Origin of the sequence: Ureibacillus terrenus, assembly GCF_006569205.1 — a bacterium.
In the GTDB taxonomy this organism is placed as follows: domain Bacteria; phylum Bacillota; class Bacilli; order Bacillales_A; family Planococcaceae; genus Ureibacillus; species Ureibacillus terrenus.
Map to the genome: position 1 here is coordinate 1 of NZ_VIGD01000020.1, position 22,842 is coordinate 22,842.

At 43.6% G+C, this 22,842-nt stretch carries 21 protein-coding genes and 1 pseudogene; 4 read left to right on the forward strand and 18 right to left on the reverse strand.

Going from position 1 to position 22,842, the window contains the following annotated elements; genetic code table 11:
• Both istA and FKZ59_RS12515 read right to left on the reverse strand, forming a co-directional pair.
• Positions 1-790 (reverse strand): IS21 family transposase (istA, locus tag FKZ59_RS12510; RefSeq protein WP_141603097.1); only part of this gene is annotated, 790 nt, incomplete at its 3' end.
• A gap of 326 nt (positions 791-1,116) precedes the next feature.
• Positions 1,117-1,377, reverse strand: a complete 261-nt coding sequence (locus FKZ59_RS12515; RefSeq protein WP_047184434.1) for a transposase — start codon at positions 1,375-1,377, stop codon at positions 1,117-1,119.
• 78 nt (positions 1,378-1,455) lie between these two features.
• On the opposite strand from FKZ59_RS12515, the pseudogene FKZ59_RS15285 reads away from it, so the two are divergent.
• From FKZ59_RS15285 to FKZ59_RS12525, 3 genes and pseudogenes are all read left to right on the forward strand, one after another.
• Positions 1,456-1,590, forward strand: a pseudogene (locus tag FKZ59_RS15285) (SAR2788 family putative toxin); the annotation flags it as partial.
• Positions 1,566-2,057, forward strand: coding sequence for a DUF7878 domain-containing protein (locus tag FKZ59_RS12520; protein ID WP_141603098.1), 492 nt, complete (start codon positions 1,566-1,568; stop codon positions 2,055-2,057). The pseudogene FKZ59_RS15285 and the gene FKZ59_RS12520, both read left to right, overlap by 25 nt.
• Positions 2,058-2,143: 86 nt before the next feature.
• A complete protein-coding gene (locus tag FKZ59_RS12525; protein WP_141603099.1) occupies positions 2,144-2,755 on the forward strand; it encodes a recombinase zinc beta ribbon domain-containing protein in 612 nt (203 codons plus the stop codon).
• 114 nt (positions 2,756-2,869) lie between these two features.
• Here the strand turns inward: FKZ59_RS12525 and rlmD are convergent, their stop codons facing one another.
• The gene (rlmD, locus tag FKZ59_RS12530) at positions 2,870-4,231 is read right to left on the reverse strand and encodes a 23S rRNA (uracil(1939)-C(5))-methyltransferase RlmD (RefSeq protein ID WP_141603100.1); all 1,362 of its coding nucleotides are present in this window, start codon (positions 4,229-4,231) and stop codon (positions 2,870-2,872) included.
• A gap of 160 nt (positions 4,232-4,391) precedes the next feature.
• On the opposite strand from rlmD, the gene FKZ59_RS12535 reads away from it, so the two are divergent.
• Positions 4,392-4,886, forward strand: a complete 495-nt coding sequence (locus FKZ59_RS12535) for an HXXEE domain-containing protein (protein ID WP_141603101.1) — start codon at positions 4,392-4,394, stop codon at positions 4,884-4,886.
• A gap of 26 nt (positions 4,887-4,912) precedes the next feature.
• On the opposite strand, the gene cydS is transcribed toward FKZ59_RS12535, so the two are convergent.
• From cydS to FKZ59_RS12605, 15 genes are all read right to left on the reverse strand, one after another.
• Positions 4,913-5,023, reverse strand: coding sequence for a cytochrome bd oxidase small subunit CydS (gene cydS, locus FKZ59_RS15210; RefSeq protein ID WP_390309343.1), 111 nt, complete (start codon positions 5,021-5,023; stop codon positions 4,913-4,915).
• Positions 5,024-5,034: 11 nt separating this feature from the next.
• Entirely contained in the window at positions 5,035-6,063 is a 1,029-nt protein-coding gene (locus FKZ59_RS12540) for a cytochrome d ubiquinol oxidase subunit II (protein WP_141603102.1), read from the reverse strand.
• The gene (locus tag FKZ59_RS12545; protein WP_141603103.1) at positions 6,060-7,406 is read right to left on the reverse strand and encodes a cytochrome ubiquinol oxidase subunit I; all 1,347 of its coding nucleotides are present in this window, start codon (positions 7,404-7,406) and stop codon (positions 6,060-6,062) included. Before FKZ59_RS12545 ends, FKZ59_RS12540 begins: the two co-directional genes overlap by 4 nt.
• A 204-nt stretch (positions 7,407-7,610) precedes the next feature.
• Entirely contained in the window at positions 7,611-8,525 is a 915-nt protein-coding gene (locus FKZ59_RS12550; protein ID WP_141603104.1) for a diacylglycerol kinase, read from the reverse strand.
• Between the two features lie 139 nt (positions 8,526-8,664).
• Complete coding sequence (locus tag FKZ59_RS12555; RefSeq protein ID WP_141603105.1) at positions 8,665-9,228, reverse strand: thioredoxin family protein; 564 nt, start codon at positions 9,226-9,228, stop codon at positions 8,665-8,667.
• Between the two features lie 473 nt (positions 9,229-9,701).
• Positions 9,702-11,147: an Asp-tRNA(Asn)/Glu-tRNA(Gln) amidotransferase subunit GatB gene (gene gatB, locus FKZ59_RS12560; protein WP_141603106.1), complete on the reverse strand. Its 1,446-nt coding sequence runs from the start codon at positions 11,145-11,147 to the stop codon at positions 9,702-9,704.
• A gap of 2 nt (positions 11,148-11,149) precedes the next feature.
• The gene (gatA, locus tag FKZ59_RS12565) at positions 11,150-12,610 is read right to left on the reverse strand and encodes an Asp-tRNA(Asn)/Glu-tRNA(Gln) amidotransferase subunit GatA (RefSeq protein ID WP_141603107.1); all 1,461 of its coding nucleotides are present in this window, start codon (positions 12,608-12,610) and stop codon (positions 11,150-11,152) included.
• A 101-nt stretch (positions 12,611-12,711) separates the two neighbouring features.
• Positions 12,712-13,008, reverse strand: coding sequence for an Asp-tRNA(Asn)/Glu-tRNA(Gln) amidotransferase subunit GatC (gene gatC, locus FKZ59_RS12570; protein ID WP_141603108.1), 297 nt, complete (start codon positions 13,006-13,008; stop codon positions 12,712-12,714).
• 229 nt (positions 13,009-13,237) lie between these two features.
• Positions 13,238-14,389 carry a CamS family sex pheromone protein gene (locus tag FKZ59_RS12575; RefSeq protein ID WP_141603109.1) on the reverse strand — a complete coding sequence of 384 codons (1,152 nt, stop codon included), beginning with the start codon at positions 14,387-14,389 and terminating at the stop codon, positions 13,238-13,240.
• A gap of 14 nt (positions 14,390-14,403) precedes the next feature.
• Positions 14,404-16,413 (reverse strand): NAD-dependent DNA ligase LigA, encoded by a 2,010-nt coding sequence (gene ligA, locus FKZ59_RS12580; protein WP_141603110.1) that lies wholly within the window; start codon positions 16,411-16,413, stop codon positions 14,404-14,406.
• Between the two features lie 29 nt (positions 16,414-16,442).
• Positions 16,443-18,680 (reverse strand): DNA helicase PcrA, encoded by a 2,238-nt coding sequence (gene pcrA, locus FKZ59_RS12585; RefSeq protein WP_141603111.1) that lies wholly within the window; start codon positions 18,678-18,680, stop codon positions 16,443-16,445.
• A gap of 63 nt (positions 18,681-18,743) precedes the next feature.
• Positions 18,744-19,439 (reverse strand): heptaprenylglyceryl phosphate synthase, encoded by a 696-nt coding sequence (pcrB, locus tag FKZ59_RS12590; RefSeq protein WP_141603112.1) that lies wholly within the window; start codon positions 19,437-19,439, stop codon positions 18,744-18,746.
• Between the two features lie 168 nt (positions 19,440-19,607).
• Positions 19,608-19,925 (reverse strand): YerC/YecD family TrpR-related protein, encoded by a 318-nt coding sequence (locus FKZ59_RS12595; protein WP_141603113.1) that lies wholly within the window; start codon positions 19,923-19,925, stop codon positions 19,608-19,610.
• A 13-nt stretch (positions 19,926-19,938) separates the two neighbouring features.
• Positions 19,939-20,988, reverse strand: a complete 1,050-nt coding sequence (locus FKZ59_RS12600; RefSeq protein WP_141603114.1) for a DUF3048 domain-containing protein — start codon at positions 20,986-20,988, stop codon at positions 19,939-19,941.
• An 18-nt stretch (positions 20,989-21,006) separates the two neighbouring features.
• Complete coding sequence (locus FKZ59_RS12605; RefSeq protein WP_141603115.1) at positions 21,007-22,740, reverse strand: adenine deaminase C-terminal domain-containing protein; 1,734 nt, start codon at positions 22,738-22,740, stop codon at positions 21,007-21,009.
• Positions 22,741-22,842: the final 102 nt, after the last annotated feature.

The window sequence follows — 22,842 nt, forward strand, 5'->3', positions numbered from 1 at the left end:
CCTCGATCAACGGAGCAGGGACAAAGCAGTGTTGACGAGTATAGTAAACTTTCCGTTCGACATTCCCTTTTTCGTGTCCGCTATACGGATTGCACGCCTGTACGTCAAACCCATAATGAAGCCGGAATCGCTCAAATGCTTCAGTATATTGACGTTCGCCTCCTTTTCGAACCGAAACCACCGCCGCCGCCAAATTGTCGATGCGCAGTTTTCTCGGGACGCCTCCGGCTTGGCGAAACAGCTGAGTGAGCCCGTAAAGAAAACATTCGCTGTTTTCCGCCGGCAATGGATACGCATACGCGGCGTTGCTGTACGGAAAGCTCAAAATCAGAATTGATCGGTCTTCCTCTTTTCCTTCCTTCGTCACAACGGACATGGTGCCGAAATCCACCTGCGCTTCCCCCGGAGGGTGTTCCAGCCTCTCGTAACGCCGTTCCTTCTCCAGCTTAAGCTGAGGTCTTCGTTTTTGAACGTAGGCGCAAACCGTTCGATAAGACCCTTTAAAGCCATGTTCCTGCTTTAATTGTTCGTACATCTTCTTGCTTGTCCGCTGTTGTTTTCTTGGCAGTTTGGCGTCCTCCTCCAGCCAGTCATCAATGATTTGACCGTATCCTTCTTCCTCCATCATTCCCCGTTTTCTCTTTATTTTTTGTCTGACCGAAATGTCTCCATCCGCATATTTCTTGACTGTTCTCCAGTTAAATCCCGTCCTGCGGACAATTTCGGAAAGCGATAACCCTTTCTTTTCACGCAAATGTTTGATATGATGAATTTCAGGCATTGCTAGCATCCTTTCTTTACCTCCACTGTTTTGTTCTTCACAACCTTAACAGTAGAGGGAATTTTAGGAGCTGGCAAGCCTTTTTTTATGCCATGAAGCTCTGCACTTTTTTGTTGCAGAACTCTGTACTTTCATTTTGCACTAAACACCCTTACTTTCTTTATGGATTGCTCGAATTCGTTCAAGCAGTTGTTCGTTGGCGACATGATAGCGATTCGGCTTCTTGTGAAACGATTGATAATACGTACTTTTAGGCATCTTTAAAACACGACACATCATTTGGATTGGATGATGTTCGCTTTCTTTTGTAATCAAGTCAATCAGTTCTTGCTCATCTATTTTCTCGCGAATATGGTCATAGCCTTTTTTAAGATTTCGATCTCCTGTTTTAATCGAAGATTTTCCTTTTGAATGGCTTCTATATCAGCCAAAGTTAATTCCTGTTCACATTCAATTGGAGAGAGTTGCTTAATCCATTTATAAATCGTTACTTCTGAAACACCATATTCGCTAGAGAGTTGACTGACTGGAGTGCCTGAGCGATAAAGCTCAACTACTGTTTGTTTAAATTCTTGATTATACCGTTTTTGACTCATGATTCGGACACAACCTTTCGTTAGTTTAATATTAATGACTTAACCAAGTTGTGTCCATAAATCTATACTACATCTAATATAAATGATAGTGATAAGTTATCATTTAGATTCGATGTCAACTTAGGAAAAAAAGTTGGAACAAAAGGTGAAACAAAAATAAGAATAGTGATAGGATATGATGGTAAGATATGGACAGCATTTCCAGTAAAATAACTTTTGAATACAAATTTGTAAGTGATAAAGGAATTATTTCGAATAGAGATAAAAGTGATGTTCCTACCATATTAGCTGTAGAAGCTACACTTACAATAAAAATCAATAATGAATTATACTTTGAAACAGAACTTGCTATTTTAGAATTCTATAAAGCATTATACGAATGGAAAAACAGAGTCACAGATGAACATACTCCAGAATTCCATTATTATACGATTGAATATGACGATTATGAAGATGGTGCTATTCTGTCTTTAATTCCATTTTCAAATAAAGCAAGAGTGAAATCTATTTGGGCAGAGCAAGATTTGTACAATGTTTTTGATTTAGACTATATCGTAAGGGAATTTATTCAATTAGAGCAAAATCTAAAACGAGATATAGAAAATTACTTTGGAATCGAATTGAAAAAATTCATAAAACATATCCCTTTGATGAAAGGTCCTTATTCGGATGATTATTAGCAAATAAAAGAGAGACTTGAATTAAACAAGTCTCTCTTGCTCTTTTCAAGAAAATATTAATATTAATAGGTTCTATACTAATTGAAATGTTTAATACAGTACAGGAGTTAATCATCTCAAGAAGTAGAATTCGTCCTCAAGCAGAGGTTCATCTTTTTACGAATACCCTTTTCTGTGCAGATTGTGGCCGAGGGATGCATTTTAAAAAGAACCGTAAAGGATATGTATGCGGAAACTTTAACAAATATGGCAGCAAGGCATGTTCTGACCATTTTATTAAAGAAAGAGAGCTAGAAGAAATAATCCTGAATGATATAAAGAGTTTTGCACAGCGAATGGATTTAGATAACCTTATCGACCGAGTGATAAAGCAGTTAGAATCTGATACAAAAAATAATACAACCCGTTTAAGCCAAGTTGAACAGAAAATTGAAAAACTCAAAAAACAGAAAGTGCAGTTAACCTCATTGTTTGCCGATAACAGTATTGATATTGAAGAATACCGCTTAACAATTGAAGAAATCAATAAAAGAATTGATCAATTGATGCCCGATAAACTGAAATTAGAAAAATTTAAAGAACAATCCAAACGGGAACAAAAGAATATGAAACAACTAAAAAAAGAATTAAAAGAATATATACATTTCAATCAATTAACCCCTGAGATGCTTCACCGTTTGGTTGATCGAATCGAATAAAAGAAGACGGTTCACCGAAAATTTATTATCGGTTTGCAAATGATTTTTTAAATGAATAAAGGATATAGGAAAAGCCCGTTTCATTGATTTTCAGAAACGCGCTTTTCCGAATATTTATTTTTTTATAAGCAACGCGCAACACTCCACATGCGTCGTTTGCGGAAACATGTCCACTGGTGTGATTTCCATTGTTTTATATCCCCCGTCTTCCAAGACGCGCAAGTCCCGCGCAAGGGTGGAAGGGTTGCAGGATACATAGACCACCCGTTTCGGTTTGTATTCAATAATCGTATTAAGCAATGCCTGGTCGCAGCCTTTGCGCGGCGGGTCGACAACGAGGACGTCCGCGCGTTTCCCTTCCTTGTACCAGCGGGGAATCACTTCTTCCGCCGGGCCCGCTTCAAAATACGTGTTGGCAAAGCCGTTCAGTTCCGCATTCCGTTTGGCGTCCTCGATGGCTTCCTCAACGATTTCGACGCCCATCACTTGTTTCGCTTTTTTCGCCAGAAATAAGGAAATCGTCCCGATGCCGCAATAGGCGTCGATGACCGTTTCTTCCCCCGTCAGCGCCGCATATTCCAAGGCTTGGTTGTATAATACTTCCGTTTGCACCGGGTTCACTTGGTAGAAGGAGCGGGCGGAGATTTCAAATCGGATATCGCCGATTGTGTCTTCTATTGTCTCTTTCCCCCAAAGCGTCATCGTTTCTTTTCCTAAAATGACATTCGTTTTTTCACTGTTCACATTTTGTACGATGGATGTGACGTGTGGAATGAGTTTTCGAATCACTTCCACCGCCGCATCCTTCTGAGGAAATTTGCGTTTTTTTGTAACGAGCACCACCATCACTTCGTCAGTGGCTCTTCCTGTCCGCACGATCACATGGCGGAGCATTCCTTGATGAGTCGTTTCATTGTAAGGCTCGATCCCGATCTTCTCCAACTCTTTTTTCAAATTGGCCATGATGATATCCGCTTCACTCATTTGGATGAGGCAGCGTTCCATATCCACAATGTCATGGGTTCTTGATTTGTAGAATCCCGCAATCGGACCGGACTCACCCATCGCAAACGGAATTTGCGATTTGTTGCGGTAATTCCAAGGGTGTTCCATTCCTTTAATCGGACGCACCGGCGCTTCGATTTTCCCGATGCGTTTCATCACATTGCGGACCATGTTTTCTTTCCAATGCAATTGGCCTTCATAAGATAAATGCTGCAATTGGCAACCGCCGCATTTTCCAAAGTACATGCAAGGCGCTTCCACCCGGTCCGGTGAAGGTTCTTTCAATTCTACAATTTTGGCAAAGCCATAGCTTTTTAGTGTTTTCAATACATGCACTTCCGCCGTTTCTTGAGGCAACGCTCCATGAATAAATAATGGATACCCATCCACTTTCCCCACGCCCAAGCCATCATGGGTCAAATCTTCTATATAAACCGTTACTCGATCATTTTTCTTTACGGGTGCTGTCATGAGTTCCGTCCTCCATTCCGATTTTCATTGTCGCACGGATCTTTAATCGAATTCAAACAAATATTATTCTACCTCAAAATAGAATAAGGATATATTGAAATTTCATTTTTTCCGAACCGCTTGTAAAATTGAAGTATCACTATGTATTGGGTGGATGAAGATGGACTTTTATCTTGTCGCATTGTTTTGCATTGCCATTACCCTTCATAATATCGAGGAAGCCATTTGGTTGCCGGAATGGTCACAACAAGCTTCGATGTTTCATAAACCCGTCACCCCGGGAGAATTTCATTTTGCCGTGATTGTCATTACTATCCTGGCTTATTTATCCGCATTTTATTTTTTCTATAAGCCTGAATCAGAATTGGCCAAATGGGTTTTCATCGGATTTTTAGGTTCCATGATCGTGAATGCGATTTTTCCGCACCTGATTGCAACGATTTTGATGAAACAGTATGCCCCCGGGCTTCTCACAGGATTATTCCTGAACCTTCCCATCAATACATTCATCATCGTTCGAATGTTCCAAAACCATTATATTACTTGGAAAGAGCTTATCATATCGACCATTGCGGTTGGAAGCCTTCTACTCACCTTGATTCCGTTATTATTTAAAGCGGGCGGAAAAATGGCTTCTTCCCGTGAACCCAAATAAAAAACTCCCGCAGTTTGAGCGGGAGTTTATTTTTCTTCTTCCCTTACCCCTTGATCCAAAGGGGCCGTAAAAAAGGCGACCACCAACGAAAGCAGGACCATCAAAAAAGGGGCCACAAACATCATAAATTCATTCATCGCAAACCCTCCTACGCATGAAAATCTTTTTGGTTCCCCGTCACGTACTCCTTGTTAAACACAAACAACCGGAATATTAAATAGAGGGATGGAATGAGCAGGCAGAGCCCTGCAATAAAGGCAATGACCAACGCGATGGCCATTTCCTGATTCGTGAATCCTTCGTAAATGGTCAAATATGGATACAACAAATACGGATAATGGGAAATGCCGTATGCAAAAAAGGCGAATAGAAACTGAAGAATCAACAATCCGACCGAAAGCCCGAGACCCCGTTTCTTCCACAACAGCCAGACCGTCAACAAAAATAAAATTGCGGAAACGCCAAACATCGGCCAAATGGAAATCATATTACGGAACCGGTCCGGGTTATGCTCCTGCATTTGAATAATGATCGCCGCCGCCATTAACATTAAGGGACCCGACCATGTGAGTGCGTATTTTCTCATCAGTTCAGAAGCATTCAGATCTTGCGCCTTCCATGCATACCATGTTAAAAACACGGCGGAAATATACAGTACGCTGGCAATGCTTAAGAGAACGATGCTCCACGTCAAAGGGCTTGTGAAAAGCGCCCAATAATCAAGGACAGGGGAGCCGTCAACGATCTCCACAAATCCCCCTTCCGAAATCGTCAGCACGACGGAAAGGGAGGATGGAATCAATAAGCCGGATACCCCATACGCGAAGGCATATCCTTTATGCCCCCTCGACCCGTATGATTCAAAGGCGTAATATGAACCCCTGATCGCCAATAAAATGATCGCAATGCTTACGGGCACCAACAAAACCGTGCCGTAATAAAAGGCGGTTTTGGGAAAGAACCCGACGATGCCGACAAAGAAAAACACCAAAAAAACGTTGGTCACTTCCCATACCGGCGATAAATACCGCTGAATGATGTTCGATAAAATATGGGATCTTCCCGTCAATAAGCTGTACGCATTGAAAAAACCGGCGCCAAAATCAATGGAAGCCACAATGACATATCCGAAAAGAAAAATCCATAACACGATTATTCCCAACACTTCAAGACTCATCGCCCGACCCCTTTCATTTCAGCCATCCGGTCTTCGATTTCCCGCTCAATCGGGTTTAAACGGTACATTCTTCTTAATACAACGACACTTCCAATCCCCAAAACAAGATATAAAATGCAGAATAAAATAAACATCAGATCCACCTGATCGCTTGTCGTCGCGCCTTCCGCTGTCCGCATATATCCCCGTAAAATCCACGGCTGTCTCCCCACTTCCGCGAGCCACCAACCCGCTTCAATGGCGATGATGGTTAATGGCCCGCCCAGAACGGTAACCCATCGGAACCAAGGACGGTGAATAAACCCCCATCCCCTCCATACTCCTGCCACATACAGAACAGACACAAGTATCATTGCCGTTCCTATCAACACCATGAGGTTAAATAAATAATGGATATAGAGCGGCGGAATTTCATCTTCCGGAAAGTCGTTCAGCCCGGTCACTTCCGCCATTGGATTTCCGTAAGCCAAAATGCTCAACAGATAAGGGATTTCAATGGCAAATTTAATATTTTGCTCCTCATCCATGAATCCCATTAAAATGAGAGGAGCCGCTTCTTCCGTTTCAAAATGCCATTCGGCTGCGGCCAATTTTTCCGGTTGATATTCCGCCAAAAACTTTCCTGAAAAGTCGCCGATGACCGCCGTGGCGATGGAGAAAATCAAGCCCATCTTCATCATGAGAAACAACGATTTTTTATAATAGGGATGATTTGATCCCCTCAACAACCGATAGGCTGCAATGGATGCCAATAAAAAGGCGGAGGTCATGTAGGCGGAAGCTAAAACATGGGCCACTTTCGTCGGCATGGATGGGTTGAACATGGCAACAAGCGGCTGGATGTTCACAAGTTGGCCGCTCACCACTTCAAATCCTTGCGGCGTATTCATAAACGAATTCACGATGGTGATGAAAACGGCGGAAATGGATGCGCCAATGGCAACCGGAACGAGAAGAAGCATATGCTTTTTTTGATTATCAAACCGGTCCCACGTATATAAGTAGATCCCCAAAAAGATCGCCTCAAAGAAGAAAGCGAATGTTTCCATGAACAGCGGCAGTGCAATGACTTGTCCTGCCAGCTGCATAAAATTGGGCCACAACAGGGAAAGCTGCAAACCGATCGCCGTTCCGGTCACCACCCCGACGGCCACCGTGATGACAAATCCCCTCGTAATCCTTCTGGCCAGGAGAATATAATGTTCATCGTTCTTCTTCAACCCAACCCACTGGGCAATCATAATCATTAAAGGCACTCCAACGCCAATCGTTGCGTAAATAATATGAAAGGTTAACGTCAGCTCTGTCAACAACCGGCTCCAAAACACGGCGGACTCGTTCATTCGTGGCACCTCCTAACTGCCGAAGATTCTCCCGATGATGGAAAGAAGCATAATGATGGCAACGCCAAAGGATAAATAAATCAACCATTTTTCCTGCTTTTTATACATTTTCTATGAACCCCTTTCATCCCCAGTTATTTTGCGTCAATAAAAAAAACCTATACAAACGCTTCATAGCATTTGTATAGGTTCTTCCATCGGAAATTACACACGGTCGAGTTCACGGATATTATCAATCGGCACAAACACTTCAATATGCCGTTTCAAGTTTTGGAAAGTGGCCGGCGCTTTTCCTCCCAATTCACCATCCAAATTGATCAGCACTTCTTCATTGGACGTCACTTTCACGATGCTGGCTTTGCGATAAATGACATTCGGGTCGCTTAAATGTTCGCCGCGGAGAGCCGATGTCAGCACTTTGATGAAATCGGCCAAACTGCATTTTTTCAAAATCATCATCGTGAATTTGCCGTCATTGATGCTGGAATCGGGAGCGATTTTTTCAAAACCGCCGACGGAATTCGTAAGGGCGCATAAGAAGGCCATCACTTCCCCTTCGAATATTTCATCATCAATTTCAAAGCGCATGTTGGTCGCTTTGATGGAAGGAAGCATTTCGAGCCCTTTCAAATAGTATGCCAACTGACCCAAAACCGTTTTCATTTTGCTTGGCACTTCATAGGTCAATTCCGTGATGCGTCCACCGGCTGCGATGTTGATGAAATAGCGCTCCTCATTTAATAATCCAACGTCAACCGGGATTGTGTCACCTTTTACAATGACATCAACGGCATCCTCAATTTTTCTCGGGATATGGAGGGCACGGGCGAAATCGTTCGTTGTCCCCATTGGAATGACACCGAGTTTCGGACGATTTTCAAATGGACTGATTCCGGATACGACTTCGTTTAATGTGCCATCCCCGCCTGCTGCAACAACAATATCAAATCCCCGTTCCACCGCTTTTGCGGCTGCCTCCTTTGCATCCCCTGCTCCCGTCGTTGCATGGCAGGAAGTTTCATAGCCGGCCATTTCCAGCTTCTCCAGCACTTCTGGTAAATGCTTTTTGAAAAGTTCTCTGCCTGATGTTGGATTATAAATAATTCTCGCTCTTTTCATATTTTCGCCATCCTATTTTATTATCATTTAATTTATCAACGCTTATGTAATCAGGAAAGTTCCAGGATCAAAAAGAGATTGAACAATAGAAAATTCCCCGTCCAGTGGAAGGGAATTTTTTCTTTCTATCGATGTTTATTTAAGACAACATCTCTATTATAACTTTTTTCATATCTTCATAAACCCATTTCGCGCATTGCGGGTCTTTGACAAATTTCTCCTGCAATGTAGTATACAATTCTTTTTGCTTTTCTTCAAATGTTGGATCATCTTTTTCCGGCAATTTTGCTCTAGCTTCCACCACCATTTGCTGCAGTTCAGGTGCTCTTGGCCCCCATTTTCCAATTACTTGTCCGTTTTGATCGAGAAATAAATAGATTGGAATGGCCCTTCCTCCGTTTGTCAAGTAACGGTCGATCAAGTCTGTGTCTTCATCCCGGTAAACGCAGCGAATGTCTAGTTGGGCAGCTTCGGCAATTTTGCGGATGATCGGGTTATTGAGCATGGCATCCCCGCACCAATCTTCTGTAATGGCTAAAATGTGCGGCTTTTTTTCTTTCAGTAGGGCGATGAGTTCGTCATTTTCATCAATCGGAAAATTGTTGTAGATTTCAAAGCTTCCTTCTTTTAAATTCGTTTTCATTCTGTCCATGTATTCCACCATGGAAATCCCTTGTTCGAAATATTGTTGTTCTGTTTTCACGTGATAACCCCCTTTTGTTCTATTCTGCATGGAAAGGGAGGAATTGGCAATGTTTTTGATTTTGCAGGAGTTGAGTAGATATATATAAGAGTGAGGATAGTATCCGCACCAAATGTGGTTCCATCCGAACTAATTGCTGTTGTATATGCACTAATTGAGGAAGTAAACGCACGAATTGAAGTTGCATACGCACAAAATATAGGAACAAACGCACGAAACGAAGCAGTATCTGCACCAAATAAGAAGGTACACGCACTAAATAAAGCAGCATCCGCACGAATTAAAGTAGCAAATGCACGAAATGGGTCCTCATCCGCACGAAATGTGGAAGTAAGCACACTAAATAAAGTGGTCTACGCACGATTTGCAATTCTACAATCCTATCAACTATCAGATAAAGCCCTCATTCAATTCAAATAATGAAAAGCCGCATAAGCCATAACAGCTTATGCGGCGCAGAAAAACCTCTTAACTTATCGTTTATTAATTTCTTCAAGCAATAATTTGTTGACCATTGGCGGGTTGGCTTGTCCTTTTGTGGCTTTCATGATTTGGCCCACCAGGAAGCCGATTGCCCGGTCTTTACCGTTTTTGTAGTCTTCGATGGATTGCGGATTGTTGTCGAGCACTTCTTTAATAATTGGAAGAAGTACGTTCGGATCGGAAATTTGGATTAATCCTTTCTCTTTTACGATTTTTTCAGGGTCTCCCCCGTTTTTCACAAGCTCATTGAATACTTTTTTCGCGATTTTGGAGGAGATGGTTCCGTCCGAGATGAGTTTTACCAATCCTGCCAAGTTTTCCGGCGTTAATTTTGTTTCTGTGATTTCCACTTGTTCCGCGTTCAAGTATGCGGCTACGTCACCCATCAGCCAGTTGGCGGAAAGTTTTGGATCTGCCCCTAATTTCACCATTTCATCAAAGAAGTCGGAAATGCTTTTGTTTACTACGAGCACATTCGCATCGTATTGTGACAAACCAAGCTCTTCCATATAGCGTTTTTTGCGGGCATCCGGCAGTTCAGGAAGGGATGCTTTCACGCGTTCGAGCCATTCATCATCGATCACGAGATGAACTAAATCAGGCTCTGGGAAGTAGCGGTAGTCTTCTGCAGCTTCTTTGACGCGCATCAGAATGGTTTTGCCTGTCTTTTCATCGAAACGGCGAGTTTCCTGCTTGATGACGCCGCCGCTCATCAAAATTTCCGCCTGGCGTTTTTCTTCATATTCAAGCCCTTTGCGGACAAAGTTGAAAGAGTTCAAGTTTTTCAATTCCGTTTTCGTACCGAATTCTTTTTGTCCGTATGGGCGAAGGGAAATGTTCGCGTCGCAGCGCAATGAACCTTCCTCCATTTTCACATCGGAAACGCCTGTATATTGAATGATAGATTTTAATTTTTCAAGGTATAGATAAGCTTCTTCCGGACTGCGGATATCCGGTTCGGAGACGATTTCCAAAAGCGGCGTTCCTTTGCGGTTAAAGTCCACGAGCGAGTAGCCGTCGCCGTGCAATAATTTACCGGCGTCTTCTTCCATATGAAGACGCGTGATGCCGATCCGTTTCTTATACCCCGGTCTTCCCTCTTTTTCAGGCACTTCGATTTCAATCCAGCCGTCATAGCCGATCGGTTTGTCGTATTGTGAAATTTGGTAGCCGCTCGGGTTGTCCGGATAGAAGTAGTTTTTACGGTCGAATTTTGTGTGCTGGTTGATTTTCATATTTAACGCAAGAGCCGCTTTCATGGCATATTCGACCACATTTTTATTTAAAACCGGAAGCACGCCGGGATATGCAAGATCGTAAACGGTTGTATTGGTATTCGGCTCCGCGCCGAATTGGTTTGGCGCTGTAGAGAAGATTTTTGAATTCGTTTTTAATTCAACGTGTACTTCAAGACCGATGACTGTTTCAAAATTCATGATTATTTGCCCCCCAATCCAGGAGTTTGTTTATGGAAATCGGTTGCTTGTTCAAAAGCGTAAGCTGCACGGTAAACCGTTTCTTCGTCAAAGTGTTTGCCGATGATTTGCAATCCGAGCGGCAAGCCATTGTCAAATCCGCATGGGATGGAGATGGCAGGCACGCCGGCCAAGTTGATTGGAATTGTTAATATATCGTTTGCGTACATTGTCAATGGATCATCGATTTTTTCGCCAAGTTTGAATGCCGGTGACGGCGTTGTTGGCCCTACAATGACATCGTAATCTTCAAACACTTTATCGTAGTCTTGTTTAATCAATGTACGGACTTGCTGCGCTTTTTTGTAGTAAGCATCGTAAGTTCCCGCAGAAAGCGAATAAGTTCCGAGCATGATGCGGCGTTTCACTTCATCGCCGAATCCTTGCGCGCGTGTCTGTTTGTATAAGTCCATCAAGTTTTTCACGCCTTCCGCGCGGAAACCGTAGCGGATTCCATCATAACGGGCAAGGTTGGATGAAGCTTCTGATGATGAAAGAATATAATAAGTAGCCAAAGCATATTTAGAATGAGGAAGGGATACTTCTTCCACTGTCGCGCCAAGGCTTTTGAACACCTCAAGGGCATCCAGTACGGATTGGCGCACAGATTCGCCTACGCCTTCACCCAAGAATTCTTTTGGAACGGCGATGCGAAGCCCTTGAATATTGCCGTCCAATTTTGAAACATAATTTGGCACCGGAACGTCTGCACTTGTAGAGTCGTTAGGGTCCACCCCGGCAATCACTTCAAGCAATAAAGCATTGTCGTACACATTGCGGGTGATTGGCCCGATTTGGTCAAGGGATGATGCGAACGCAACTGCGCCAAAGCGGGATACGCGGCCATACGTCGGTTTCATTCCGACAACGCCACAGAATGCGGCAGGCTGGCGGATGGAACCTCCTGTGTCTGTTCCCAATGCAAATGGCACTTCACCGGCCGCTACACTTGCGGCGGAACCGCCTGAAGAACCTCCTGGCACCCGTTCAAGATCCCAAGGGTTTTTTGTCTTTTTATAATAAGAAGTTTCTGTTGAGGATCCCATCGCAAATTCGTCCATGTTGAGTTTTCCGACGATGATCATGCCTGCTTCTTTAATTTTTTTGATGACCGTCGCATCATAAATCGGAATAAATCCTTTCAAGATTTTGGAAGCGCATGTCGTTTCGAGCCCTTCCGTCACGATATTGTCTTTGATGCCGATTGGGAGACCAAACAAAGGTCCTCGCTCATTTGGAGGAACTTGGTCTTTTTCTTTCGCTTCTTCCAGCGCTTTTTCTTTATTTAAAGCAAGAAACGCTTGTACATCCCCATCGACTTCTTCAATTCTTTGATAGGTTTCATTTATCAGGTCAACCAGTTTGAATTCGCCTTTATGTAAACCTTCCTGCAATTCTTTCGATGAACGTTCTAACAACGTCATGAAATTCCCTCCTTCTTAAAAATAGGCATCGGCAAAATTGGAAAATACAAGCATTTTTCATATACATAAAAATAATGGCCTTTGCCATTGAACTTGCGAAATTATTCTTCTTCTAAAATTGGCGGCACTTTAACAAGGCCATTTTCATGTTCTTTCACATTTAATAAGACTTTTTCCAAATCCAATCCTTTTTCAGCCACGTCTTCGCGCATGACATTCACGATTGGAAGCACGTGGGAAGTCGGTTCTACATTTGTCGTATCCAATTCATTTAAAGTTTGCACATATTCTGTAATGGCTCCAAGCTGTTCCGTGAACTTTTCCACTTCTTCATCCGTAAGCGCCAATCGGGCCAAGTGGGCAACGTGCTTTACTTCTTCCTTCGTCAACTTTGTCATTGAACACACCTCCACATTTCATAAACCTGGCAATAATAATACCATTTTTCCATCGAAAAATCACACGTTTCTTGGAAAATCCTTTAATAAACCAATTACTTTACAATTATCCCCAAAAACCGTCAATTTTCAAACATGACTTCACAAAAATAAACAATTGGAAACAGTGTCACGTCAATCGCAACACTGTTTCCAAGAAGCTATGAACCCTCATATTTCAATGAAACGGTCAATATTCATAAATATGGACAAACGGTTCTTTATCATCACGGTCTTTCAATATTAAGGCCTCTGGTCCGTTGATGGATGTTATGCTCACTTCGATATCGATGCTGTCGGGAAATCTTTTCATTAAAGTACCTGTCAAATATTGGGTAAACCCGATAATCTCCGTCGTTCCATAGAATTGGATCGGCACTTCGATGGATAATTTGACAAGCTGGCCATTTTGGTAAAACCCTTTGCCGATTACATTTGTATAGTTGGAAAAATATTTTAAAATATCCTGTTTAAAGTTCAGGAATTTCGTGTTCGTATCCCGGTAAATGTCTTCCGGATTTGACATAGGGAACGATACATATTTTTCGTCGATTGCAATCCATTGGCCCAATTCCGTTTTTCCGGGTTTCGCTACACTATAAGCAAAATACGTTCCCGGAACGATGGAATTGCGGGCCTCCTGTTTAAACAGCGCAATCACGATTGGAATATCCTGCAATTCCGCCCTTGCTCTCAGCCGGCGGACAATTTCCTCCGCCATTTCTTTTCCTTTCTTTTCCAATTGTTCTTGAGGAATCGGCTCATCGTACCATTCCCCATACTGTTCCTTTTGATAATAGTAAATGGAATTTAATGCAAGGCCGATGGAAATTCCTCCGAGGGCCACCTTGTCGTCCCTCGTCTTCTTCAAGTAGTTTTGCTCAATGATATGGGCCAAATAGATTGGCGCTTCTTTCGCCCGCTTCACAGGATCCATTCCTTCATCAGCCGGAGGATTCAGCCCTTCCGGTTTTTTGGCGCTTTTTCGAGCCAGCCAATTCCCCACAGTTTCGCTGTCCAAATATTGGCCTTCCTGGAAATAGTAGCTGTCCGTGCCGAATTCGTTTTGCGAAATGCGCATTAATCCTTCTTCCGCTTCTTTAATGTCGTATTTCGTATAAATGTTGGATACGACAAGTCCGCGGGCGGCGCTTTCTTTATATGGAATTAGCGTCTTGTAATAGTTGTCATCCAACTGCATATTTGGGATGATTGTCGTTTCAACTTCTGCTTCAGATTCCTGATTTGGTCCCACTACTTCCTTATTTTCGCGAAAGGATGGTACACAACCTGCAAGCATTGCAACAACGACCATCGCCGGTATCCAGCGAAATCGTTTCATCGTTTGAATCCCCTTTACTTTTCTAATTCTTCCATAAAGCGGTTTTCGTCCCAAATTTCGATGCCCAGTTCTTGCGCTTTTGTCAATTTTGAACCTGCATCGGCTCCTGCAATGACAAGATCCGTCTTTTTGCTGACGCTTCCCGTCACTTTACCACCTAACTCTTCTATTTTCTCCTTTGCTTCATTGCGTGTCAATCGTTCCAATTTTCCCGTCAATACGATCGTTTTTCCTGCAAACGGACTTTGCGCAAGCGCTTCAGTATTCTTTTTGCCTTTATAAGTCATGTTGACGCCGGCTGCTTTCAGCCGGTTAATCAAGTCTTTGGCTTCCTCTTTTTTGAAATATGAAACAACAGACTTTGCAATCTTTTCGCCGATTTCATAGATGGACATTAATTCCTCTTCCGTCGCTTCCATGACACGGTCCATCGTGCCGAATTCCTGGGCAATGAGTTTTGCCGCTTTTTCGCCGACATGACGAATGCCAAGGCCGAACAATAGGCGTTCCAACGAATTTTCCTTGGAACGTTCAATCGCATTGATTAAATTCGATGCAGATAGCTCCCCCATCCGTTCCAATTTTGCCAGTTCTTCCGCTTTCAGATAATAAAGATCCGCCACGTCACGGATATAGTTTTCTTTTAGCAGCAATTCCGTTATTTTTTCTCCCAGACCGTCAATATTCATAGCATTTCTTGAAACAAAATGTTTGATGCCTTCAGCTATCTGCGCCGGACAGGAAGGATTGACGCAGCGAATGGCCACTTCGTCATCGATGCGGACAAGTTGGCTTCCGCAGGCGGGACAATGTTCAGGCATATTAAACGGAACCGTTCCTTCCGGCCGCTGCTCGAAAATCACCCGGACAACTTCCGGAATAATATCGCCTGCTTTATGAACGATGACGGTATCGCCGATCCGGATATCTTTTTCACGAATCAGATCTTCGTTATGAAGGGAAGCCCGCGAAACCGTCGAACCGGCAATTTTCACCGGCTCAAGGATGGCTGTGGGCGTCACAACCCCCGTGCGTCCAACGGTTAATTCTATGTCAAGCACTTTCGTACTGGCTTCTTCCGCCGGGAACTTATAAGCGATTGCCCAGCGGGGGCTTTTCACTGTATTTCCAAGTTCCTCCTGTTGCGCAAAGCGGTTCACTTTGATGACAATGCCGTCGATTTCGTAAGGCAAGTTTGGACGATCTTCGGTCCACTTTTCTATAAACGCCAAAACATCATCAATTGTTTCACAAACCGCTCGTTCTTTATTGACTCTGAATCCAAGAGTTTCAAGATAGTCAAGCATTTGCGCATGATTGTCGATTCCAAAAGCTTCTCCGTTGCCGCCAATCCCGTAAATAAACGTTGCCAAGTTTCTGGAAGCGGTAATTTTCGGGTCAAGCTGGCGCAAGGAGCCTGCAGCCGCGTTCCGAGGATTGGCGAAAAGGTCTTCGCCATTCTCCTCCCGCTCCCTATTCAATTCCGCGAAAGATTTCTTCGGCATGTAAGCCTCTCCGCGCACTTCGATCGTTACCGGCTCCCTCAAGCGCAAAGGAATGTCTTTAATCGTTTTTAAATTCACCGTAATATCTTCGCCCACTGAGCCGTCGCCGCGGGTGGCCCCTTGCACGAAAATCCCGTTTTCATATCGCAATGCAATCGCCAGACCATCGATTTTCAGTTCGCACACATAGTTATAATCATCTCCGATGGCCTGCCGGATTTTCCGGTCGAAATCCCGCAGCTCCTCTTCGTTGAAGGCGTTGGAAAGGCTTAGCATCGGATATCGGTGGGTCACTTTTTTAAACCCTTCAAGAGGCTTTCCTCCGACCCGCTGAGTCGGCGAATCGGGATAAACAAGCTCCGGATGTTCCTTTTCAATTTCCATCAATTCCAGCATCAGCTGGTCGTACACTGCATCGGGAACCAGCGGCTTGTCCAACACATAGTAGGCATAGGCATATTCGTGCAAAAGCTTGTTCAGTTCAGCAACGCGTTTTTCGAGATCCTTCTTATCTTTCATCATACTCCTCCAGCACTATCCAATTTCTTTTAAGCTTTTTTGATCGGGGCGAATTTCGCAAGCAGCCTTTTGATTCCTTTGTCCGGAAAGGCTATATCGAGCTCCATGTCGTCGCCTTCCCCTTTGATGCTTACGACGACGCCTGTTCCCCATTTAGCATGGACCGCTTTGTCCCCGACTTTCCATTGAAACTCTTCGCCGCCGGTCAACTGCGGTGAGGCAAATTTCACTTTCGGTTGGACATTTCTTCTTATGTTTTGTTGAACTTTCTTTTCCCTAAAAGGCAACTCTCGTCTTCCATAATCAAAACGATATGATTTTGAATCAATGATGTCATCCGAGATTTCATCAATGAAACGTGATGGCAGATTTGAATTGGAACGGCCATAAAGGGTACGGTAGGAAGCGCATGTCAAATAAAGGCGTTCTTCGGCTCTTGTGATTCCCACATAGGCTAAACGGCGTTCCTCTTCCATCTCTTCTTTATCCCCGATAGCGCGGGAATGAGGGAAAATATTCTCTTCCATGCCGATGATGAATACCACCGGAAACTCCAATCCCTTGGCGGAGTGAAGCGTCATTAAGACGATGCTTTCATTTGAATCCTTTTCTTCATCGAGCGAATCGATATCCGAAATGAGGGCAAGGTCGGTCAAGAAAGCGACAAGGGACTTGTCTTCGCTTCTTTCTTCAAAGGCCTTCGTTACAGATAAAAATTCTTCAAGGTTTTCCAACCGGCTTTGGGATTCAATCGTATTCTCCTTCTCCAGCATCGCCCGGTAACCCGATTTTTCGATGACCTCTTCCACCAATTCCGTCACGGATAAATAATCCTGCATTTTCGTAAAGCCTTCAATCAGTTCACGGAATTGTTCAATGGCATTGATCGCGCGCGGGGTTAAACCGATCAATGGGGCCTCATACAACGCCCTGAAAATGGACATGTCATTTTCGAGGGCATATGCCGCCACTTTTTCAAAGGTCGTTGGCCCGATGTTCCGTTTCGGTTCATTGATGATGCGCGCAAGGGATAAATCATCGTCATTGTTTGCAATCAACCGCAAATACGCCAACAGGTCCTTGATTTCTTTCCGGTCGTAGAATTTTGTGCCGCCGATGATGGTATATTGCAAATTGGACTTTATCAACACTTCCTCCATCGCGCGGGATTGGGCATTCGTGCGGTAAAGAACGGCAAAATCCTTCAACGTGCGCCCTTCCGTTTCCATCAATTCTTTTATTGTTTTGACGACGAATTGCGCTTCATCCTGTTCATCGCGGGCTGTGTAAAAAACGATTTTTTCCCCTGTCGGATTATCCGTGCGGAGCTTTTTCGGATAACGGCTTTCATTATTGGAAATGACATCGTTTGCCGCCTGCAAAATCCGCTTTGTGGAACGGTAGTTTTGCTCAAGTAAAATGACTTTGGCATTTGGATAATCTTTTTCAAAGGACAAAATGTTCCGGATGTCTGCTCCGCGCCAACGGTAAATGGACTGGTCGGAATCTCCCACAACACAAATGTTTTTGAATTTCGAAGCGAGCATTTTGACAAGTTTGTATTGGGAATGGTTCGTATCCTGATATTCATCGACATGAATGTACTGGAACTTGTTTTGATAATATTCCAGGACGTCCGGAACCCGCTCAAACAGCGTAATCGTCATCAGGATCAAATCGTCAAAGTCGAGGGACTGGTTTTTCCGAAGGATTTTTTCATAGGCTTCATAAACATCCGCGACAATTTTTTCAAAAGGGCTGAATGGACTGATATTCTTTTTATATTGTTCCGCCGTAATGCATTCATTCTTTGCGGAACTGATAGCGGCCAGCACCGATCTGGGATCGTATTGTTTTGTATCAATATTGAGCTGTTTAAAGACGTTTTTGATGGCTGTCAACTGATCGGAGGCGTCAAGAATCGAAAAGTTTTTGGAAATGCCGATTCGGTCGATATGTCTTCTTAAAATGCGCACGCACATGGAGTGGAAAGTGGAAACCCACATGCTCTCCGAGATGCCGCTGCCGAGCAGCGCGTCAATCCGTTCGCGCATTTCTCTGGCGGCTTTATTGGTAAACGTGATTGCCAGAATATTGGATGGATACACCAGCTTTTCCACAATTAAATATGCAATGCGGTGGGTCAGTACCCTCGTTTTTCCCGAACCCGCGCCGGCCATTATAAGAAGAGGGCCTTCCGTAGTCTTGACGGCTTGCTGCTGTTGCGGATTCAGACCGCTGAGTAAATTTTTCGTTAATTGTTCCATGGTGCACCTCTCTATACCAAACATTTGTTCTATTATACTATAACACTATTATTTTCGCATCGGTTATTTGGACGCGACACTTTTTACCGCTTCCACCGTTTTCAATGCCTCATTCAAGTCTTCATAAATCACATTCCCGACAATGACGGTATCGGCAAATTGGGCCATCTCTTTGGCCTGTTCAGCAGTGCGGATGCCGCCTCCATAAAATAGCCGGGTTTCATTCAATACTTCCTTCACCGCCGAAACGATTTCAACGTCCCCATAAGTACCGCTGTATTCGACATAAAAAATGGGAAGTTTAAAATAATTTTCCGCAAGCCTTGCATAGGCCACGACGTCTTCCTTTGTCAAATCCGCGTCCGCTTCGGTGGCTTTCGCCGCTTTGCAATCAGGATTCAATATGCAGTAGCCTTCCGCAATCAGTTCGTCCCACACCATAATATCTCCATAATCCTTTACGGCCTGGTGATGCAAATCTTTTACCCATTTTGTGTCCGTGCTGTTTAAAACCGTCGGAATCAAATAATAGTCAAAACCGGGCGTAACGGCTTCAAGCGACGAAATTTCCAATGCGACCGGCACGGCGAATCTTCTGATTCGCGCGAGTTTCTCGAGCACATTGTCCAAAGTGACCCCATCCGTGCCGCCCACCAAAATGACATCCGTGCCGGATTCGCACACTTTTTCCAAATCTTCGTCCGAAATTTCTTTTGCCGGATCGATCTTGAATGCATGTCTCCAATTTCTAAAATCCATAAAGGTCTCACCTGTCTCTTATCGTATTCTGTGCTTATTTTAGTATATCCCAAAGTAGATTTTACCGAAAATCACAATCTTTTGTTGTATCAAATGTCTGTTTTAAAAACCGGTCACAAAAAAATTGCCTTATGCACTTCAACATGCATAAGACAACCGTCATCTCATTCATTTTTTCGGTTCATAAGGCTTCTCATCCGGATAGAGCCGGCTCAACATTTCCTCGTAGGCGTCGTTGCCATAATCAAAGCAGCGGCGCACACGGGAAATCGTTGCAGTGGAGGCCCCTGTTTCCTTTTTAATTGTTTCATAAGTTTTTTTCAACCGCAAAAGATGGGCTACTTCAAATCGTTGGGCCATTGACTGAATTTCGCTGATGGTGCATAAATCATCAAAAAATCTATAACATTCTTCTAGGTCTCTTAATTCCAGAATTGCTCTGAAGAGTTGATCTGTTTGAGGACCACGAATTTTGTCAACCTGCATTTTCTCCATCCTTTCAACTAGCCTGGTCTGATGTATATGTGACAGATGCGGCAATTCCCGGATTTGAAGGGATAAAATGAATCCAAGTCTTTCCTGGAACAAGTTTCGCTTTGCTTCCGTCGCTTTCAACCGCCGTTAAAACGCCATCGATATTCTCCCATCGCACTTCTCTCATCATTCCTTGCTGGAAGAGATAAGCCCTTCCTCCCGAGTAAATGTCTATATCACGGCGTCCCTGGCTGTCAATCACTTTGTGAGCCATTTCAAACACCAGCACATTGGATACTTTCACCGGCTCTCCCGTCAATAAATCCGTTGTAACCGTTCCAGCAGATGAGCGCTTATACGTATTGCTGGCCGGATCATAGGCATAATTGCTGTTAAAGTTTTCATTTCTGCCATAACGGACCTGGATTTGATCCGCTTTTTCGCCTATTTTAACATTTTCATCTTCTTTATAATAAGTATACGATACTTTTTTCTGATAGAGAAGTGAAGCGTTCACTTTTTCAGCGGCAGCTTCCAAATATTCGGTGATAAAATAGGAGTTGTGCGGCGCCACCCGATCTTTGGAACGTTTGAAATAAGAACCATCATAGTACATGCCGTTAATGTTATCAACCATTCCGCTCTGCAGCATCCTCTTGGCTTCCGGACTGAAGCCGTGCGCAATATAAAAGGCATCAAGGCCCTTTGCGATTTCAACGAAGTAGGACCGGGCGCTCCGGATTGGACCGATTTTTTCAGGGATTTCGGATTGGTATAATGCCAAAAATCTTGTCACGCCGCCTTCCGCGAGCATTTCATAAACCACATCCGCGCTGGAAATGCCCGATTGAGGACGGGCGGCAGGATGATTATTAATAGTGGCAAGAATGGGCCTCATGGTGATTTCTTCCGGCACCATTTCACCTGTAAATGGCGTTGGATACAGCACTTTCTTTTCTTCTTCAACCGGCTTCACCGGTTCCTCGGTATCCTCCACAGTTTTTTCTTTTTTTCCGCATGCCGCAAGAAGCAAAATGCAGGAGACAATTAAAATCAACATTTTTTTTGAAAACATGTTTCCTCATCCTTTCAACTAGCGCATCACCGAAGGAATGATGACTTCTTTGTTCATGACATCAAAAATTCCTTTTTGGGTGATGCGGATATATGGTAAATGGATCGATTCCAAGAAGAACAAAGTATAAATCGCATCTTTATGCTTATATCCTCTTTCGCCCAGTGCCGCTTTCAACGCAGACTCTTTTTCAATCAGCTCGTCCATGCTCCCTAAGTAGAAAGTGCCCGAGCCGGCTAAAGGAAGCGACACAACGGCTTGTCCGTTTTCTACGAGAACAATTCCTCCCTTCATCTTCTTCAGTTCTTCAAACGCGTGTTGCATATCACGTTTCTTTTTTCCGATCAAAATAATGTCGCCCGTTATCGAGTATGAGGATGCAAACCCCATCACATCCGTTGCGAAGCCTTTCAATATGGCATTTATGCGCCATTTGCCATTTTTATCAATAAGAATTAAAAAACTTTCATCGGAACCTGGCGGAAGCTCGGTTTTGAACACCTGAGAGCTGGAAGAATAAGGTTTTGTAATGACATCATTGATCAGTTCAATTCCGATCGGCGTCGATAGTTGGAAATCTTCATCCTTTAAATCAAAAGAAAGTTCAAGAGGCGGATAATACCGGTTCCAATCGGTATTTGAAAAAGCTTGTACTCTTTTTCCTTCCTTTTTCAGCCAGATTCCTTTCGATAAAACGGATTCCGGATTTGGATGGTATTCATCTTTCAAAATATTCAGCGTCGCAAATCGCCCTGTAGCAATTATGCCATGTAAATGGGATAAATTGTAATATCTGGCAATATTGTATGAGGCCATGTTGTAAGCATCAATCGGATCCACTCCGGCTTCAAGGGCCTTTTCTATGCATAGATTCATCACGCCATCGCGGTGAAAACTCGGTGTCGAGCCGTCTGTCGTCAACATTATATGATCAAATATATTCAACTTTTTTTCTATTATTGCTTTTAAAAGATTGGGAAGATCCGGACGGATGGATGAATATCTCAACGTAACCCCGTAGCCATGTTCAATCCGCTTTTCCACATCCTCTATCGTCATCGCTTCATGGTCGCCATCGGCTCCAAGAAGTTTCATTCTCGCAAGCGTTTTTTCCGACGCGCCCGGAAAATGCCCTTCAATTTTCTTGCCTTTTTTCTTGGATGATTGGATCCAGTAAAGCATTTGGTCGTCGCCGCGCAATAGACGGGGCCATCCTGTCAATTCCCCGCCAAGCAAAACATCATCCCTTTCCATCCATTCAAAAATGGATTTGTTTGTAAAAAGCTGCTCCTCTTCTGCAAGCTCGGTTTGCGAGTCGTATCTTGTCCACCAATAAAAAGAAAAAGGCAATGCTTTCAATCCTTCCATAATTGAAAACGCTTTCTTTCTTGGGAGATGTACAGCAAAATGCAAATTGTCGCTGATGAACATCGTCGTGCCAAATTGTGCCGCATAATCCGCAAACGACTCCGGATTATAAAGTTGAAAGGGATGAACATGCGGTTCGATATAACCTGGTACTACCGTCTTTCCTTCTAAATCGATTACCTCTGTCCCGTCCAGATTTACCGGCATCTCCTTTCCGGCATACACAATCCGGCCCCCAAAAATCCATATATTTCCGTATTTCCACTGTTTTAACATGCTATGTATGTATCGGGCATTTTTTAAAACAATTGTTGGCGCTTTTTTTCCTTCGACCACCGCAACCTGATCACGGATTTCCTGTATTTTCCATATTGAAGGTGGCATATGTTACACACCCTTCTATCATTTATTTGTTTATTTGCATCTGTTCCGCACATACTAACAGTGCTGAAAGGCAGCATCGCTTGTTTTTATCGTAACACAGCA